Below are 17,996 nucleotides of genomic sequence, written 5' to 3' on the forward strand. Positions count from 1 at the left end.
TCCTTAGAAGTCGAAGTCCGAGGCGAACGATCGCTTTAGCGTGTAGAACGCCTTGGCGTAGCCGCGCCATTGATTGGTGCCCGGGATGAGTTCTTCAAGCCGGAACTCGACCGGGCGGTTGTTGTAGTCGTTTGCGTCCTGGCTGAGCAGCATGTGCGCGTTCTGGTAGCGGTCACGCTGGTCTGTCGAGTCCTGGTCGAAAGTGAGCGAGAGATGGTTCGATATGAGGATCTCGCCGACATACAGCCCTGCGCGCAGCACAAGGGGGCGTACCTTCTCGCTCACCGGCTCAGCCTGAAACAACTTGATGACCAGCTGGCCTGTCGTGATCTTGTCCGACTCGGGCATGATCTTGACGTTAACTGTTCGCACGTCGCTCTTGCGCTTCTTGTTGATCGCCAGCACCGGGACGACGATCTCCTGCAAGGCTGCACCGCCGTGGACGAATCGCGAGCCTGCGCCTGGAAGCCGCAGGCGGTGAATCGACTTCGGTATCTGCACATCCAGGTCTCCATCGAGGCCGAGTTGAGCTGACGTGAAAGTCTTGAACGCAGGGACTTCCTTCAAGCCGTGGCCGAGGACGTAACGGCGGTTGATCACCTTGATGTCGTCACCTTCCGGCAGCGCCGATAGATAGAAGGCGTCCTCGAGCGCCGTGTCCTGGAAAAGGAAGCCGTGGTCCGCCGTGATGAGGATGTTCGTCGCGTTCGCGTTGGTCAATCGCTTGACAAGGTCGACCAGTTCGCGAAGCGTGTCCTCGGCGGCCTCAAAGACCTGACGTTCCGTGCCGGCCTTGTCACCCGTCGCGTCGATGCGGTTGTGATAGACGTACAGCACCTGATGTTGCTGGTACAGCTCCCGCAGCTCGTCCCGGGTCAGGGAGAAGACGTTCTCGGCTTGAATCGCTTTCCCGTCAACGGCGTCGAGGAGCTTGCTGCGGTTCACGGTGCCGTCTGTGCGCTGACCATCGGCCAGAACGGGATCCCCGTCCTTGGAGTGTCCGATCGTGCTGTGTGGCAGCAGTGCCGCCATACCCAGTTGGGTGTAGCTGGGCAGCACGCCGAGCATGGCTTTCAGGTCCGCATCGTAGCGGTCTTCCTGGCGGATGCGTGAGCCAAGTTCGTCAGCGATCTCGTAGCGCAGGGCGTCCGATATGATGACGACGGCCTTGCGCCGGCCGTCTCTCGTGATGGGTGCAACGTGGTCGGTGAAGAACGAGGTTTGGGGCCGGAGCAATGTGGAACGCCACTGGTCGACGCCATCGACCTGCTGTTGCCAGGTGTTACCGAGCTCGTAGAGAAACTTGTTGGCGTAGAACTTCTCCACTTGGATGCGCAGGGACTCCAGCGGGCCGGGGAACTCTGCTGTGCGGGCAGCATATGTGAACTGTCGGTAGAGCTGATCGATGCGGAACCAGTCACCCCGGTATCGCTCCAATCCCTCATCGAGCGACTGCATCGACAGGTTAAGCGTCCCGAGCGCGGTCAGGAGTTCCGAGGCGCAGCCGATCGCTGTGTATAGCTTCCGGTACCCGTCGACCCAGATGCTGCTCTGACGGCTGCGGATCACCTCTGTAACCTCGCGGCCTGTGACCGTTCGCTCAGCGACCGCGCGTGCCAGATTGCTGATGATTTTGCGGTCAGTCTCCTCGAAAAGGTCGTTGCCCAACAGATCGCGGAAGCTTGCGTCCTCGATGGTGCTGGCATAGTCCAGATCTTGCGCTGCGCGCTTCGCGAGCGTTGTCAATGCCTCCTGGCTACGCCTGTCGTAGCGAAAGCTCCCGAAGTCGAGCTGGATGTTGCGCAAGCCGCCGGGTCGTTCAGACTTGAATCCGGCGTTGGCCTGCCGGAAAACCCACAGAACGAAATCGGCGATGCTCGGGTTTGGTGACATGTAGCCGTAGATCGACTCCACGCCTTGCCAGTAGAACTCGTCGAGGCCGTGCTCGGCAAGGGCACCGTACTTGGCGTCCGCACCGCCGGCGTTCTCGATCAGCAGAGTGCGGGTGATCTCCAGTAGGCTGTGCTCGCTTTGACCGAGCAGAATTGCTGACATCTTGGCTTGCAGCAGCCGGGCGTCACCGTCGGCGTCCAGCAGCTTCTTCAGGTCTTGGATGCGCTTGGCCGCGCGAAAGAAGCTCTCATGCGCCAGCACGACTTCGCCAATATCGTCGGCGGGGAGCCCGAGTTCCTGCTGCACTAGCGAGGTCCGGTCTGCTGTAAACACTCCGTAGGCAAGCTCCAGGTCCAACAGCCAATTGCCGATCCCCGTCGGCACAGCACCCGAACGATAGACAAGGAACTTCGACTTGGGCTCCTGGTGGAGCAGCCGGTTCTTTATCGCGTACTCGTCGTTATTGACGCGCAAAGTCTGCACGCCCTCCAGGCCGAGCGTGTCGAGGTCAGCGGCGTACTCACCCTCGGGGTCGTGCCAGAACACCACACGCTGCGCCTCAAAGCGACGCTCCAGATGGGGCCTGACGGCGGATGTCTCACTCATCGCTGGCCTCTAGTCCAGGGACCTTCTTCAAGGCAGCACCGAGCTTCGGATAGTTCGCCTTCACGCCGTCGTCGAGGTCGATCTGTACCTGCTGGGTCGCCAGCGGGTACAGCACGTCGTGCTCGTACTCATCGAGTTCGAGCAATACCTTGCGCAGGCGGTCGACCTCTTGCTGGGCGGCGGCCTGCTGCCGTGGTGCACCTGTGCCTGCTGCGAGGCGCTCGTGGTGCTGGCGACTGGCATCCAGCTTTGCTTTGAATTCCCGCAGGTACTCATTGAGGACCGTCGACACGGTCGACGGCGTGTAGCGGTGCATATAGATGAGTGCGTTGAACGACCCCTTGGAGCTGGAGAAGAGCCAGTAGATGGGGCGCTTCTTGTACCGCTGGACGTGGTCTTTATAGAACGACTTCACGAAGTAGTCGCGCAAGTCCTTCACGTCAAGCGCCTCCGTGACAAACCGCAGATTGTCCTCGAAGAGCTCCGTGCCGAACGCCGCCCGGAGGAACTGCCGGAAACGTGCAACGATGTCGTCCTCGAACCATTCACCGTCAACGATCGGCAGAACGTTGTCTGCGTCTGGCGTGAAAGTCGGTGTCGGAACCTTGGCGAGGTAGTCCTGCAAAGTTGCACCTTGGTCCGCGAGGATCAAGCCAGGATCATCCAAGCTGTAGCGCCCGAACATGCAACCGACGGCGTATGAGATGAGTTCCCGCATCGCGTCGGCTCGCTGAAGACTCGCGTACGCCTCCGTCGTCCGATTGGGACCGTACGCGAACTCGACGTTCCGGCCCAGCGAGACGCGGTGGAGTGGGACATCGATCAATACCTCGTCCTCGACGCCATACGCCTCGGCGACCGTCCGGTTGTTTTCGCCCTCTAGCCGCTGCTGTTCCAGAGCGACCTCTCGCCACGACGACGCCCAGGTGTCTATCTGGTCTCGGAGTAGCATCGAAGTGCCAAGGTCGGCAAGAAGGGATGGCCGCGCGTAGTCCCACGACGTCTCAAAGTCGTCCCAGTCGCGCTTCGCGCACGTGACGAGGTTTCCCACGTTCAGTGCCCCTCGTGTAGAGAGATCTACAATTGGTAGCTTCCCGATCTCACCCACCCCGAGGTTGAGCGTCGGTGCGATCGCCGCAAATAGGCGCTCAGCCGTTGTTGAGTTACAGATCGCGGCGGAACTCTCGAGCGTGTCTGGTGCCGCGAAAAACGACATTCCGGCGTTCGAGAACAGCGACCCGGCCGGCGTATATCTGAACGCGGGAATGCCCGAACCAACTGCCGACCACGTGACAGACTCTCGAAAGTACAGCTCGGGATTTCTGACGACGGAGCGCTCGAATAGGCGCAACTCCTCGCCATCATTCCCCCAGTTCACGACTGCATGGCGGTTGCCATACCATCGCCGGAACGCTCCCCCATCGGTATATGGGAACCACCGAAAGCCCGATGACTTCGCCTCCAGTCTGCTCCTACACCCGAAACCACATCGGCTAACGGAGACCTCCCACCATTGGCGCACGAAACGGGCATTGTCAGCCGTCGCCATCCCTTGCCGCGGCTGAGCCACTTCGCTCAACGGCTTCCCCGAGTGGAATGCTTTCCGCATTGCGGAGGAGATCCGGAATACCAATGGAGCACCAGGCACCTCTTCGAACTGCGCGCTCTCAGCCACGAAGACTCGCTGTGGCGCAAGGCCCTGTGCGGACTCGCGTAGGTGTTGTGCCTTCGTGTCCGAACTACTTGCGTCCAAATAGATATAAGTTCCGGACGTTTCCGGGCTCTCGTCCTTGCCGATAATGAAAGCTGTATTGGCACCGAAGATGTCGGGGTGATTCGACACGTCGTGCATGTGGACGAAACTTAGGAAAGCGTGATTTGCCAAGAGTCGGCGACGAAGCGTCTCGAACGATTTGATGGTCATCCATGTATCGCCGGTGATCAATGCGACATACCCGCGTGAGACCACCAAATCATCGCCGCGAGCGATGAAGCAGGCATACAAGTCCTGCTTCTCGTCTGGGTAAGTCTCCTTAATCCAGGAACTCACAGCCGCGGACATGTTCCCGCTACCCATGTACGGAGGGTTTGTGATGACGACGGCGTATCGGGGCGAAAGGAACTCGGCTTGAGCCACGACCTGCTCTGCCCGTTCGATCACGTCGGCCGCCATCAGATCACCACCGCTGTCGAGTTCAGCGGTATGACGCCCGAGACGAGTTGTTAGCTCAACGTTCGGTCGGATCAGCGAGCCGAACGTGTCGGCGTGCGCGAACTGCGTCCAGAATGCAATCTCCTCATGCCGGTCGCCACTGGCCGTCAGCAAGACGTCGAGCTCCTGGGCATTAAAGAGAATCGGCTCCAACGCGCAGATGTTGGGCTGTACCGGCATGTTGAAAAACGTGCGCTGGCGGGAGCGGGCCTTCATCGTCAGCGCGAAGGCAGCTAGTGCTCCTGCTCGAGGGTCGATCTCGGTGCCGTAGAGGTTGTGAGTGAGGATGAGGCCGGGAATGTCCGATGGCGCGTAACCCTCCTCCTCGTAGATGGCATAGAGCAGGTCGAACGCGTAGGTGAGCATGTGCCCAGAGCCGCAGGCGGGATCGATGATCTTCAGCTCTTCCGGGCCGCTGATTTTGAGGAAGTCGGCTTCGTCGCCAACCGGGGCGATGTAGTAGTCCATCTGATGAACCAGCCCCGAATTCGGGCGATTGAGCAACCAGAGGCGTCCAAGGGAATTCTCAACGAGATACCGAACAATCCAGTGCGGTGTGAAAAGTTGTGTCGCGGCGGGAATCTCCGCAGCGCCTGCCCTCTTGTTCTTCTTGAACCCGGCGAAGACCTCATCTTTCCGCTCGGAAATGTAGAACTGGTACAGCCAACCGATGACTTCGACATCCTGGCAGACATCCTCAGTGAGCACGTTTGCCGCGCGGGCCAGCACCGAGTCGTCGGCGAGCAAGTTCGCGGGGATGAGAAGTTCGGTGTAATCGCCCTCCCGCTCGAACATGAACGGCATAGAGCGGTTCCAATGGCGGCAGTACTCCGCAAGCAGTAGCGCGTACGCCTCCCCCTGCGGGTCGTCACTGCGGCGCGTGCCGTTGAGCAAACTAGTGATGGTCTCCACCGTGCGCTTGTTCGTAACGACCGCGCTGTCGATGTTTCCGCGCTTGGCCTCGGCGAGAACCTCGGGCTGGCCTCCTTCGCGGCCCCGTTCGGGCGAGACGACACCGATGCCGGTGTAGGCCTTGGCGTCCATGAACCGCAGCGCGATGATGCGGTTGAACCAGGTGTAGGCGACCTTGTCCGCGATTGTGTCGCGGCCCTTGTCGCTGCCGCCAGCAGCATTGACGGCCTTCTCCAGGGCAGCGACGGCGTTGGGCTGTTCCTGGCGCAGCTCTTCCGATGCCAGAACGACGGAGATGCGGGCTGACACCTCGCGGATGAGTGCAGTGCGAGCCCATGTGGCGAACGATTTCAGTGGTGCGGTTTCCATCAGAGAGCGATTCTCTTTCCGTCGTTGAGCGTGTTCAGCAGCGCACCACGGAGCGCATCTAGATATCTGTCGACATCATCCAGGTTCTCGAGCACACCGTGGGCACCGGGCACTGTGATCGTCTTGACCGAGACGGTCTGCCTTGGTGTGGGCTCCGGACTGTCCGTGCCGCCCGTCGACCGGGCAGAGGACGCGAGCTGGTCGAGCAGCTCGGGATAGGTCCGCTCCTCAAAGCCATTACCCTGCTCGCGGATGAGCGCGATCTGCCGCTCACTGCCTAAGCGGGTGATGATCTGGTCGATTGTACGGGTGACCCGCTGCTGCGCTTCTTCCGTGGCTTTGCCGTAGTAGGCGCTGGCGAGTACCTCGGACTTGCGTGCCTCGATGTCCTGGATGACCGTCCTGCGATGGGTGGCGAGCGTGTCCTCGACTTTCGCCCCAAGGGCGTCTGCGGCCTGCTTGAGTTGGGTCATGCGATTGCCCCGGAAGGCGTTGGGATCGTCCAGGAGTCGCCTGACGTCGGCCTCGCTTCCTGGGGGCAGGTATCCGAGGTTGTTCGTGTTCGAGGTGAGCAGTACGACGGCGTCGTCGTAGATGACTTTCTGGCCGCCGCCCAGGAACGACTGAATAGGGTCGATGACGTTTTCCTTGGCGTCGAGCAATTCGTCGCCAAGACTGAATTCAGTCAGGTACCACTCGTCAGATTTGCCCACAGCCTGTTCGAGCAGGGCGATGGGGGTAGCCAGTTGCTCCACGAATGGGTATTTCGATCCGCTCACCAGCGCTCTTAACTCGTCGAGCTTTGCCCCGAGCTTTTCGCTGCCGTGCCGAGCCAGCTCCAGCGGGTCCTTCGGTGGGGTGGCCTCGTCGAAGAAGTCAATGCAGAACTTGCGGAACGTGGCGACCTTGCGCTCGTCAAAGAGTTTCTGCGGGGCCACCACGGAATGCGAGTGCTTCTGCGTATTGCGCAGAACGGCAGCTACCTCGGTCCGCTTCAGCACGTTTCCATCGACGGTAACCGTTATCTTCGAGTTTCCAACGAGCCAGGCGATGACGACCTCTATCGAGGCGAGATCCCATCCGTAGGGCTTGGCCTGGAATGCATCCACGATCGTCTTGACCGTTACCTGCTCGCCAAGCCGGTCGCGTTGCAGCAGGAACGAAAGCACCTCGTCACCTGGTACAGCAAGCATCGACAGCGACGAATCGTCGATCATGCCTGATTGGTTGGGGTTGGCGAACGCAGCAACCTGCTGCTCACTGTACGCAACACCGCCAAGCAGGCTGAGCTGGGTGTAAGTGCGGCTGATGAGGTCCTGGAAGCCATCGGTAACGCGCGCGATGGGGTCCTGTGAGGAGGAGGTTACGCCAGCGGCGTTGATCACGAGGTCCGCCTTGCCAACTGCGCGGCGGATCCGCTCGATGAGTTCCTTCTCCCGCTCGACGTTCTGCGTCGCCTTCGAGCGCAGGATTTGGTCCTCGATTGCGGACAGCGAAGTCGTCTGCTTGCGCTTGGTGTACTTCTCCGTCTTGATCAGCAGGCGCACGTCCGAAAGTGCGCGCTCATCGGGCTCCAGGATGACGCGCAGCTCGTCCTTGCCCGCACTGTGCATCCGGGTCTCTTCGGGGCCGAATGGGTACTCCGGCGTAATGAAGTGCATGGTCAGTTCGCGCTGCTGCCCGTACACCTGATCGTCAAGCTTGTACCCGAAGGCGAAATCCTGTCCGTTCTTGGCGTACCGCAGCTTGCTCGTGCGAACCACGTCGCCGGAGATGATCTTGAAGAGCCGGCCGCTGACATCCGAGGCATCGATATCGACGTTCTTGATCTCCTCCTCGATGACCTGCTCTTCGTTGGTCAGGTACTCGTATAGGTTGCCGTTGCGCTGCACGTACGTCTGCGTCTCCAGCAGTGTCAGTGCCTCCTGCACCTGCTTGGCCAGGGCGGGCAGGTCAAGTCCGAAACGGTCGTAAACCAGCACGGTCAGGTTGCGTGGGGTGGCGTGGAAGCCCTCGACGTACTTCACCAGGAACAGAGCCTTGAGCAGCCGCACAGCCAGTTCGTTATCCAGGTTGCGCTCGGCAACGTCGATTGAACGCTGCGCGGCTGACTTCAACGAAGCGCGGATGCCAGCGAACATGTGATCGAACGTCGCCAGCCTGCCCACTTCGACATCGCCGATGCCCTTAGCGACCTGCTGCACGACGCCGAGCATCGACCGCTCACCAACTGAGCTGTTGCGCCCCTCGAACACATTGTGGTCGGAGATGCCCTCGATCGCCGCTTGGAACAGCGGGAACTGGTAACTCACAAACGGGTAGGTGCCGACGAAGTGCGCCTCGTCGGTGTAATTGCGATACGTCTTCGCGCCGTCTACGAAGTCGAACAGGGTCTTGAAGTTGGCGTGCTGCTCTGCATAGATCGAATTCAGCGTGGCCTCGCCCGCCTCGTTCTTCTCCAGCAGTCGCTTGCGGATGACCTCTTCCACATCGGCGCTGGTGAGCTTCACACGGGTGGCGAACCGGGCCTGGATCTTGGAGAAGTCGTTGCCCTGCTGCCTGGTACGGTCACCGACGACCTTGTCCATGTCTTCCTGGGAGGTCACGAACACCCACGCCCGGCCCTTGCACTTGGTGTTCAACGACTCGGCGATGGTCTGGAGGTTTAGCATCAGGTGCGTGTTCGATCCGATGAACTGGCCGACCTCATCGACGAAAAAGTTCAGCCGGTAGGCGTCTTCCTGCTTGTCGAGCCACGTCTTCACCTCGTCGGCGAAGTCCTCGATCGAGACCGAATACTCGTTGCGGTACTTGGTGAGGATGTTGGCCGGCGTGCCCTCGGCTTGGCCGCTGATCTCGGCATACGCCTTGGCCACGTTGACCTCTTCGAGCACGCCCTCTTCACGTCCCTGCGCCCAGTCGCGCCCGGAGATACGGGCATATGCGGCTTTGAACGCCTCGTACTGGCCTCGGTTGTCCAGGTCCCTCTCGAACCTGGCAACGTGCCCCTGATTACCGAAGTAGCCGCGGCTCTCATCGAAGACCTTGACGAACACCTTCAGCAAGGCATCGGTCTGGTCCTTAGTAATAAGGGTGGCCTTCTGGTCGATGTTGAACAGGAGGCTCTTCGCCGGGATCCGCTCAGCCTTGGTCAAAAGCGCCGGCAGAAACGCATCCTGCGCCTTGGACCGGAAACTCTCGGAGACACGTGCCCGAGGGAAGTCCTGGCCTTCCACGTCGCCAAGGAGGTGCGCAAGCAACTTCAACAAGTGCGACTTACCGGAACCAAAGAAGCCCGAGATCCACACGCCGTTGGCGTTGGTGTAGTCCGTGTATGCCTCAAGCAACAGCTCCATGCCCTTGGCCGCCTCGTTGGTCAAGACGTACTCATCAACTTCGGTGCCCAGGTGCGCGGCATCGTCAGCCTTGATGACGCCCTCTATCGGGCGCTGGACGTCCTTGGCGAAGATCTGGTTCAGATTCATCGAGTCAAGCCTCCTGTTCCAAGATGTTCTTGGCTCGGTAGTACTGGTCGTCTTTGAGTCGACCGAACAGCACCAGGGATGACCCCAGCGTGTCGGACTGCTCATAGCGGCCTGGGAAAAACATAAGCATCGGCTTGTCAGTCACGACGCTCTGCAAGTTGTGCAGCACATTGTGGGAGCGGATGTATGGGAACACCTCACCAATGCCTGTGAGGAAGACGACGTCGAAGTCAGCCTCGCCGAGCTTGGCCCGGATGGCGGCCGCGATGTGTAGCTGCGGATCGAGCATCCCTTGGAGCAACTCACGGAAATCCGCCTTGTCCTGCTCGGGTTCAAGCGCGATCAGCCGATCCCAGACTCCGCGCTCCTTAAGAATCTCCACGGACAGATCGTAGAGGTTGACCTCGCGCACGCCGATGCCCTTGTTCGCCAGGCGATTCTTGATGCGCTTCTTCGACCCCGCAACCGCGAGTGCATCCTCAGGGTCGTAGGGGTAAATGAAGAACGGTACCTCGTTGCTCAGGCCCTCCATCTGGAGAAATCGTCTGCCACTGAGAACTGCGAACAGGTGCTCTTCCTGTTTGGATAGGTCGGTCTGAGTCACGGTTGGGCCCTCCCAGAAGTAACAGCATCGGTGGTTGGGAAGAATCGCAGGTCATTCGGACCACGCGCGGCCAAGGCGGTGGCCACCCTTTGAGACATCATGGCCTGCTGTATGTGCCCGCTGCTGGAAAGCAACCCTGCCTCATTAAGCATCCGGAACAAGTTTGAACGCAGCTTGCGCCGCGTGGAGTCCTTGAGTTCAGACAGCTCGGAGTGCCACAAAGACTTGCTTCGCACGAAGCTGTCGAAATCGTTGAGATCGAGCGACGGCGTAAGCAAGAGGAACCGCTCGCGTACGATCTCCTCAGCGAACTCACCAATCAGGTCATATCGACGGCAGGCCGCCGCCCACAGCAAGTGTCCGCGCTCAGTAGAGGTCGCCTCGATGAGTAGTTTGATTTCGTCGTCGGTCAGCACGGTGAGCCGTTGGATAACCTCACGCGCAAGCCTGAGCCCAGAGGCAACTGTCCGAGCCTGAAGCAAGTTCTCCCCCGCAACCACCGTTCGAACTCTTGCCCAGTCGCGTTCACGCAAGTAAATGGGCGCAATGATCGCCGCCTCACGCATGAGGAGGGCACCACTAGTAAATGAGAGTGCATAGCGCTGCGCCTCGGCATGCGGCTCGATCACGTGTAACCCCCTTCAGTTTTTCAGGCAAGTAGCTTCGGCATTGTCCGAGAGGTATTCCTTCAGGTGCGGCCGTCAGCTCGGCGTCTCGTCGTCGCTCGATGCTGCAGAGCCTCCGCTGCGGACCCACTCGTCTACCTCGCTTGCCTGGAACTTCCAGAGCCTGCCGACCTTGTGGGCCGGCATGCGTTTGTCACTGATCCACGTGTAGACCGTGTCCTTCGTGATCCCCAGGTGCGCGGCAATGCCATCGGCGGACAGCCATGGTTCGGCCACGGTGGAGCCTCCAGTCGGGATTGGCAACGACGAACAAAGCCATCCTAGCTTCAACTGCAGGTCTTCTTAGGGTTTGACTGGGTTTGAACGGGTTAAGCCTGTATGAGTTGCGAGGCTTGACCCATAGGGCATCGTCTGTCACGTTAGGCTGTCGCAATGACCGAACTCTGGATCGCGTTGGCAGTCGCAGTCGTCGTATCCGCTGGCGGGCTCCTTACTCTCACTTTTCGCAGGTACAGAAGTGCTCGCGGAGACAACGTGGCAAGGACCCCACTGGTGACTGAGCCTTCGCCGAGCGAGACTTTGGCACCTGTCCGTGTTCTCCCCGCATCGGGGCTCCTGGTTCCAGATGCCGTCTTGTCTACAACCGGTGCATCCGTCTCGGTCGAGGAGGCACTGGAGGCCGCTTCGATTCCTATGGCGTTCGAGTACCACCCGATCACCGACATTGAGCTAACAAAATACAAGTCGGTTCCAGTGAATGCTGCCATTCAGCAGGCACTCACTAACGTCGTCCGTGCAGTGGATCCGAAGAGTGCCACACTTTTCAAGGTAGTGCTGCCGAAGGGTACCGAGCTTGTTCGCGCGGTTGGCACCAGCGGGTTCCGCGGATTCGCGCGCGGACCCGCCAGTATCTCAGCTCAGGCTGTTCTGTATCCGGTGGGGGTCGGAGGTGCCGCGGTTGCTGGTTGGCCGATCTTGGCAGTGGGTGCCTCGGTGATGGCTCTGGACATGCTCGCCCAGCGGGAACAGAGGGTTCATCAGCGGCGGGTCGAGGCAATCCTTGGACGTCAGGAGAAGCGATATGTAGACATGCGTATTGCGGCCCAACGAACGACGGACAAGCGACTGTCCAAAGCAATCAGTTCCATGCTCGACGGCGGGCTTCCTGATCTCGACGTTGTTCAGCAAAGTGCCGGCGAGGAGTTCCACAACGCGGACATATTCTTGGAGCAAACCTGGTCTGCTATCCAGCCACTCCTGGAGTCTGGTGTGGGCAGCGGTGCTGTTGACTATCGCAAACTGGAAAAAGCCCTCGGCGGCAAGACGAAAGATCTCGACCATTTTTTTCGCGAACTTCACTTCGCTCGTGCCGCTGTCGCCCTCGGACGAAAAGCGCTTCTCGCCGACGCCGCGAAAGCAGCGCTTGCCGATCCTGGCAACCCATACCTTGCCTTTCGAAAGTCTCTTGAGCGAGACGCAGCGGATGTGAGAAGGGCTGAGAGCCGCGAGGCTCAGGTCACCGAGGCACTCACCACGCTGGAGCTCACTGGTCGTTGGCATAAGACCAAGAAGTCGATCGCTGGCCGGCAGACAGCTTTTCGTGAACGGGTGACGCCTCCACGGATCGATCCGCCTGACACCGTGCGGTACATCGCGCTTCCTTCGGGTGAGATCCATCAGCTCGTGCCAATTGAAGTCCAGTCCGGCGAGGAGTTAGAGGCTCAACACCCGAATGGCGTATCAGCATGATCAATGCGCCGCGATGGGGCAAAGGTTGATCTTGTTCTTGCCTGATCGCGCGGTCGGGCAACAGTTCGTGGGGGATACCGCGCCTTGCATTTGAGAGTCCAATCGGTACATCTCACCCCTCGTAGCGGCGTGGTGGAAAGCCATACGTCGTTCGTGCCGTGAGATGATCGGGCCAAGATCTAGATCCATGCGCCGGTCGGATAACCGCGGTTCGCGCGACGATCAGCAACTGCATGGAACGCATTGCTAGTCGCAGTGGTTATGAGAAGGGTGAGACTGTGCCGACGAACAGTGGGATTGAGTGGACTGAGGTGACATGGAACCCTGTCACAGGTTGCGATCGGGTCGCTGCAGGGTGCGACAACTGTTACGCTCTGGCGCTCGCGAAGCGTCTGAAGGCCATGGGTGCGGAGAAGTACCAGACCGACGGTGACCCCCGGACCTCCGGTCCTGGATTCGGGGTCACGACGCACCCGGCAGCATTGAAGCAGCCCCTTAGCTGGCGTAAACCCAAAATTGTCTTCGTGAATTCGATGAGCGACCTGTTCCATGCCAAGGTTCCGCTCGACTTCATTCGCGACATCTTTGACGTCATGCGCCAGACACCACAGCACACCTACCAGGTGTTGACCAAGCGGGCTCATCGGATGGCGAGGGTGGCAGACAAGCTTGATTGGCCAGACAACCTGTGGATGGGAGTCTCGGTGGAGTCGTTTGATGTCGTCGATCGCATTGACTACCTTCGAGCTGTACCAGCCGCAACACGATTCCTGTCCTGCGAACCGCTCATCACAGCATTGCCGACATTGAACCTTGAAAGCATCGACTGGGTGATCGTCGGTGGCGAGTCCGGTCCGCGCGCACGGCCCATGGATCCGACCTGGGCCGAAGACATCCGTGACCAGTGCCTTGAAGCCGATGTGGCGTTCTTCTTCAAGCAGTGGGGCGGACGGAGTCCGAAGGCGAATGGGCGCGAACTCGGAGGACGCACTTGGGATGACATGCCGCAACTCGCTGCAGCGTCAGCCTAGCCGGTGGCCTTGCGAATGACGTGTTGGTGGGGCTTGGCTCCTTTGGTGGCGAACTCAATCTCGCCTGACTTCACGAGCGCGCGAAGTGCGGCCGAGAAGGCCGTCTCCTTGGCCTCGCCGTAAAGATCGCCATAGACCTCCTGGACGTGTTCGACTACAGCCTTCGGCCGGCCGTCCGACACCAATGAACGCAGGTTGTCAGTGATGTGTCTGATCGCCGAGTCGTGTTCACGTTCGAACTGATCTGCGACAGTGTCCCAGAGCATGCCCTCACGTTCGTCAGGGTCCGGTCCGAGGCAGTCGATCCATTCTTCCCGTGCCTTTGCCGCGGCAGCCCCGAACACCCAGAAGCCGTGCGGAGCCTGGGTGAGGAAAATCAAGTAGTACACGGGCTGGTGGCGAATCTGCCGTCGCACCGGCGCGACGACGCTGCCATATTTCGTGCCCGCCGCAAGTCGTCGGGCGTACTCGTGTGCGACGGCGTCCGCGGCCGCCTCCCAGGAGGTTCCGCCAGAAGCCTCGTGTGCTTGCAATGCCACGTCACGCCACCACTCGCCCCCGCACACTGAGTCCGCTTTGGCGACGCCTCCAAGGTCGAGTTGCCCCTTCTTCAGCTGTCCGCGAGCACGGCGAATGAGGTCAGCGTTGAAGTTCAGCAGAACTTCCGTCCGAGGCCATGAACCTCGTTTGAGGAGGACGTTCCTGATCGAATCCATGGGCAGCCCCGCGCCGCAGGGGTCAAGGAAAACGAACAGGCTCGCGCCTACGGCGAGCTGCCTGACCTCGTCGAGGTGCTGCCCGCAATCCCCGTTCCGGCTGTCAACATGGATGCCACGGTTACGGTACTCATCGGCCACCTTGTCGAGAGACACAAAGTCCTCGCGGTTCCTCTCGACCAGGAAGAGGTCGATCCTTGTGGAGTTCTTAGCCTTCTGCGCTGCGAGCATCATTCGCTCGGCGGATCCTGCCTCGCCGGTGTCAAAGCGTCCCCTGCCAGCAAAGCCGTCGAACAGCACCGCCCTCTTCGGCGTCAGCTTGCTGGCCGTCATCGTTGCGAACCTAATGACGTACTGCTCAAGAATCCCGTGCTTGTAGACCGACTGCGGCTTCGGACTCTCCAGCAGTCCAGCCTCGGTTCCAGTGGCCATCCCCCAACTCCGATCTTCCTTAGCAACGTCGAGCTTTGACACGATGGTTATCCAGTAAATGGAGTAATGTCACCATGATAGAGACAGTATGTCAGCGCACAAGAAGGCCCTCGACCGGCATGGGGCGAATCTAGGTGCGTGGAGGCCTTTCGGAGCCTGATTCGCTTCCTGAATCGGTCCACGAGTTCTACGCAGCTCGGCGGGCTCGGGCAGTTGTTGCTTCCAGCGTCAGCCGTACTCGCGGAGGATCTTGGCGACACGGGCGGTTAGCTCGTCGGCCCTGGCGAGGATCTGCTCTTCTTCCTGCGGCGAGATCGCGCGCACGGCGGGACGAGGTTCGGGATCCAACACTGGGGCTGGGACAGGCACGGGGCCCTCGAGCAGGGCGTCCATGGCGCGGATGACCGCCGAGAGTGACGAGGGGTGCATTGAGGAATAAGGGTCGATGTAGCCCCACCGATCGATCGCCGGCAGCATCCCGACGCAGAGGAGCCAGTCGGCACTCGTGTCGGGAAGCAGATGACGGTGTTCGTCGTCCTTCTGGTCAAAGCGGTGACCCAGTGCTCGGACGGCCCTGTGCGACCATCCGTTGTTGGTACCGATCACGTCGAGCCACGACCATACGGCGCACGCGGAGCAGGACTGCGCATCGGGTGTGACGCCGATACGTGAGCGCAGCCGTTGCATCTCATTCGGCCTGAGCCCCAGCGCACCTGCTCGGTCCAGGCCCAGTCCCCCGTGCCCGGGCGGCGCGATCATCACCGCGGCGAAGAGCATTCGCCGCAGGCGCAGACGGAAGACCCATTGGGTCGCAGGATCTTGGATCAGTACGGTGGCGCGCTTTACCAGCCGACGGAGCGATTCGGGGTTGTCTTTGTGGCAGCGCGGCCAAGCCGGGGCGACGGTTGGCTCCTGACTGATCATTCGCCGTAACGAGGCCAGCACAGCGCGCGATGCTCCGACCTGCCTGGAGAAGAGAGCAAGGGTGGCGTCGTCGACCAACTCGGTGGGCTTGCCCGCGACCGAGCACCAGTCGAGCCAGAGATCGGGCAGGGCAGTCGTCATTCTCTTGATTGTCCCACCGGGCGCTGGACAGCTCTGGCTTTTCGTTCTTCGTGTTCCTGCAGCCGAGTGCATGACTATGCGCTGGTTGTGAGTGATTCAACAATCACCGCGTCACGCGAAAGCAGTCCTTCTCCATGCCCCGATAAGCGCACTTACCAGAGACCCGGTTCGAAGCCGCCCCGTCGATCGCGGGTATGGGGAATCGCCACTGACAGACCATTGCGACTTGGATTCTCCGGCCAGTGAGTCGAGACTGGAGTCATGGCAGTACAGGTGAGGCTCGCAGCGCTCAGCGCTCCCACCGTCCCACCTGAACCGGAGGTGGACGACGAGCTGCGCGAGCTCGAAGAAATTTCGCGGTCTTTGGAAGGACACACGCTGTCTGCTGCCACCCGGCGCGCCTATGCCACGGCGTGGCGTGCCTTTGATGACTTCTGTACCGGCCACGGACTGGAGGCGCTGCCTGCGCATCCGGAGACCGTGCGCTGGTACGTCGCCTGGATGTCCACGCAGCTCGATGACGACGGGCTCCCCCGGTTCTCCGTCGCGACGATCCGCCAGCGCCTGGCCGGTATCGGCGAGAGGCACCTCCGCGGCGGGCTTCTGGATCCCACGGCCCACCGCGGCGTGGTGGATCTCGTGCGCGGGCTGGCCAAGCTGCGGGCCACCAGGCCCCGGCGCAAGCGCCCTCTGCTTCTGGACGACGTGGTCCGGATCATCGCGGTGATGGAGCACGACACATATCCGGCAGGCGTGTCAGCCACCAGGGACGCCCTGGCGGTGTGGCTCGGGTTCGCAGGGGCCCTGCGCAGGAGCGAGGCGGCGGCCCTGACGCTGAACCGGCTCGAGCTGCACCCGGTCGATGGTGTCCACGTTCATGTGGGGGCCTCGAAGGCCGACCCGGAGAACGCGCTGCCGGACGTGGTCGTGCTGCCGTTCGGGAGCTCGCCGGCATCCTGTCCCCCGTGTGCGGTGCACCGTTGGGTCGCGCTGCTCGGGCTCGCCCGGCAGGACGACGCGCGCACACGGCGTCGCGGGATCATGCAGCAGCTGTTCTCGTACGGTCTCGAGGAGCACGTCTGCGGAGCCGCCGGCTCGACGGCGCTCATCAGCAGCGCCGACCTGGCCTCGGGCGCGCCCCTGCTCCGGGCAACGTACCGCAACAGGAAGGACGCCCGGATCCATGCACGGGCGGTGAGCGGCGACGCGCTGCACACGATGCTGCTCTCGCGCATGGTCGAGGCGGGGATGAACCCTGCTGCCTACGGCTTCCACTCGCTGCGGGCCGGGCACGTCACCCAGGCGCGGCGCAACGGTGCGAGCACGGAGGAGATCATGCGCGCCGGCCGGTGGAGCCGGGCAGCGACGGTAGACGTTTACGACCGCGAGTTCAATCCTGCGGCACGCAACAGCGTCATGCGTCTGGGGTTGTAGACCCCTCGATGCCGGGGGCAACCCGGTGCCCGTGCTGGTCGTCCTCCTCGACCGGGACGCGGGCGTCGATGCTTTCCATGAGGCGGAAGTCGACGACACCTTTGAGTTGAGCGCCGCCGCCGAGCACTTGAATGGCCTTGGAGAGCCGCAGCACCTCCAGCCTGTTCTTCTCCCACTCGCGCTGGGCCGCTGCCAGGTCGGCGAGGTACTGCTGCAGCTGGGCCTCGCTCTCTGCCTCCGGATCCTCGGCGACCAGGATCGCCAGGGGGACGTCCAGGGCCTTGGAGGCGGCGACCGCCTCGTCCAGGCGGACGGCGCGGATTTGCTGCTCTATCCGGGTCACCGCCGAAGGGTCGACGTTCGTTCCAAGGATCTCGGCAATCCTGCGGGCCAGCTCAGCCTGGCTGATGCCCAGGCGTTCCCTCTCCTGTCGCAGTCGGCGGGCGAAGAGGTCTCCGGGCAAGGCGTTCATCTGGTTTGGGCTCCTGGTCGGGTACATGGGCGCGAAGGGCTCAGCAAGAAGCGTATGCCGAGCCGTGCCGGAGCCGCACACCGCGCGCCCCGTCATGTGAAATCTACACGTTTTTGAGCAGAACGTCAGTCCTCCCGCCGACACCTCGTTTGCGCTGGTCTTCGAGCACATTCTGGACTCGTATCCGACTCGTCACGGATACGACTATGACTGATGACTCGAATGATGTAGATTGGTCACTGAAGATATGCACGTATACGAGTCCCTAGAGAGGGGTCGGGCGCATGATTGCAGGCATGTCGTCCCGCTCAACGGGGAGTCGCGTCGCATCGGGAGAGACCATTGATAGGGCGCTGTGCTCTGTCTAGGCGAATCGGTTGTGCCAGTCGC

The 17,996-nt window shown here is 61.1% G+C and carries 12 protein-coding genes; 3 read left to right on the top strand and 9 right to left on the bottom strand.

Going from position 1 to position 17,996, the window contains the following annotated elements:
* Nucleotides 1-3: 3 nt before the first annotated feature.
* From pglZ to AB0323_RS10875, 6 genes are all read right to left on the bottom strand, one after another.
* Nucleotides 4-2,499 (bottom strand): BREX-1 system phosphatase PglZ type A, encoded by a 2,496-nt coding sequence (gene pglZ, locus AB0323_RS10850; protein WP_366177323.1) that lies wholly within the window; start codon nt 2,497-2,499, stop codon nt 4-6.
* Nucleotides 2,492-5,992 carry a BREX-1 system adenine-specific DNA-methyltransferase PglX gene (gene pglX / locus AB0323_RS10855; protein ID WP_366177324.1) on the bottom strand — a complete coding sequence of 1,167 codons (3,501 nt, stop codon included), beginning with the start codon at nt 5,990-5,992 and terminating at the stop codon, nt 2,492-2,494. Before pglX ends, pglZ begins: the two co-directional genes overlap by 8 nt.
* Complete coding sequence (gene brxC, locus AB0323_RS10860) at nt 5,992-9,477, bottom strand: BREX system P-loop protein BrxC (protein ID WP_366177325.1); 3,486 nt, start codon at nt 9,475-9,477, stop codon at nt 5,992-5,994. Before brxC ends, pglX begins: the two co-directional genes overlap by 1 nt.
* 4 nt (nt 9,478-9,481) lie before the next feature.
* Nucleotides 9,482-10,081: a DUF1788 domain-containing protein gene (locus tag AB0323_RS10865; RefSeq protein ID WP_366177326.1), complete on the bottom strand. Its 600-nt coding sequence runs from the start codon at nt 10,079-10,081 to the stop codon at nt 9,482-9,484.
* The gene (locus AB0323_RS10870; RefSeq protein WP_366177327.1) at nt 10,078-10,710 is read right to left on the bottom strand and encodes a DUF1819 family protein; all 633 of its coding nucleotides are present in this window, start codon (nt 10,708-10,710) and stop codon (nt 10,078-10,080) included. Before AB0323_RS10870 ends, AB0323_RS10865 begins: the two co-directional genes overlap by 4 nt.
* A 72-nt stretch (nt 10,711-10,782) precedes the next feature.
* Nucleotides 10,783-10,983 carry a helix-turn-helix domain-containing protein gene (locus AB0323_RS10875; RefSeq protein ID WP_347783594.1) on the bottom strand — a complete coding sequence of 67 codons (201 nt, stop codon included), beginning with the start codon at nt 10,981-10,983 and terminating at the stop codon, nt 10,783-10,785.
* Nucleotides 10,984-11,259: 276 nt separating this feature from the next.
* Between AB0323_RS10875 and AB0323_RS10880 the strand changes: the two genes are divergently transcribed.
* Complete coding sequence (locus AB0323_RS10880; protein WP_366177328.1) at nt 11,260-12,456, top strand: hypothetical protein; 1,197 nt, start codon at nt 11,260-11,262, stop codon at nt 12,454-12,456.
* A gap of 233 nt (nt 12,457-12,689) precedes the next feature.
* Complete coding sequence (locus tag AB0323_RS10885; RefSeq protein WP_366177329.1) at nt 12,690-13,487, top strand: phage Gp37/Gp68 family protein; 798 nt, start codon at nt 12,690-12,692, stop codon at nt 13,485-13,487.
* Here AB0323_RS10885 and tcmP read toward each other — a convergent pair.
* On the bottom strand, nt 13,484-14,635 hold the full coding sequence (gene tcmP, locus AB0323_RS10890) for a three-Cys-motif partner protein TcmP (protein WP_366177330.1): 1,152 nt from the start codon (nt 14,633-14,635) through the stop codon (nt 13,484-13,486). The genes AB0323_RS10885 and tcmP overlap by 4 nt on opposite strands.
* A gap of 228 nt (nt 14,636-14,863) precedes the next feature.
* The gene (locus AB0323_RS10895; RefSeq protein WP_366177331.1) at nt 14,864-15,700 is read right to left on the bottom strand and encodes a hypothetical protein; all 837 of its coding nucleotides are present in this window, start codon (nt 15,698-15,700) and stop codon (nt 14,864-14,866) included.
* Nucleotides 15,701-15,961: 261 nt separating this feature from the next.
* On the opposite strand from AB0323_RS10895, the gene AB0323_RS10900 reads away from it, so the two are divergent.
* A complete protein-coding gene (locus tag AB0323_RS10900; RefSeq protein ID WP_366177332.1) occupies nt 15,962-17,134 on the top strand; it encodes a hypothetical protein in 1,173 nt (390 codons plus the stop codon).
* Here the strand turns inward: AB0323_RS10900 and AB0323_RS10905 are convergent.
* Nucleotides 17,115-17,606, bottom strand: coding sequence for a helix-turn-helix transcriptional regulator (locus AB0323_RS10905; protein WP_133830691.1), 492 nt, complete (start codon nt 17,604-17,606; stop codon nt 17,115-17,117). The two genes, AB0323_RS10900 and AB0323_RS10905, sit on opposite strands and share 20 nt — an antisense overlap.
* Nucleotides 17,607-17,996: the final 390 nt, after the last annotated feature.

The organism is Arthrobacter sp. NPDC080031, assembly GCF_040702485.1.
Taxonomy (GTDB): domain Bacteria; phylum Actinomycetota; class Actinomycetes; order Actinomycetales; family Micrococcaceae; genus Arthrobacter.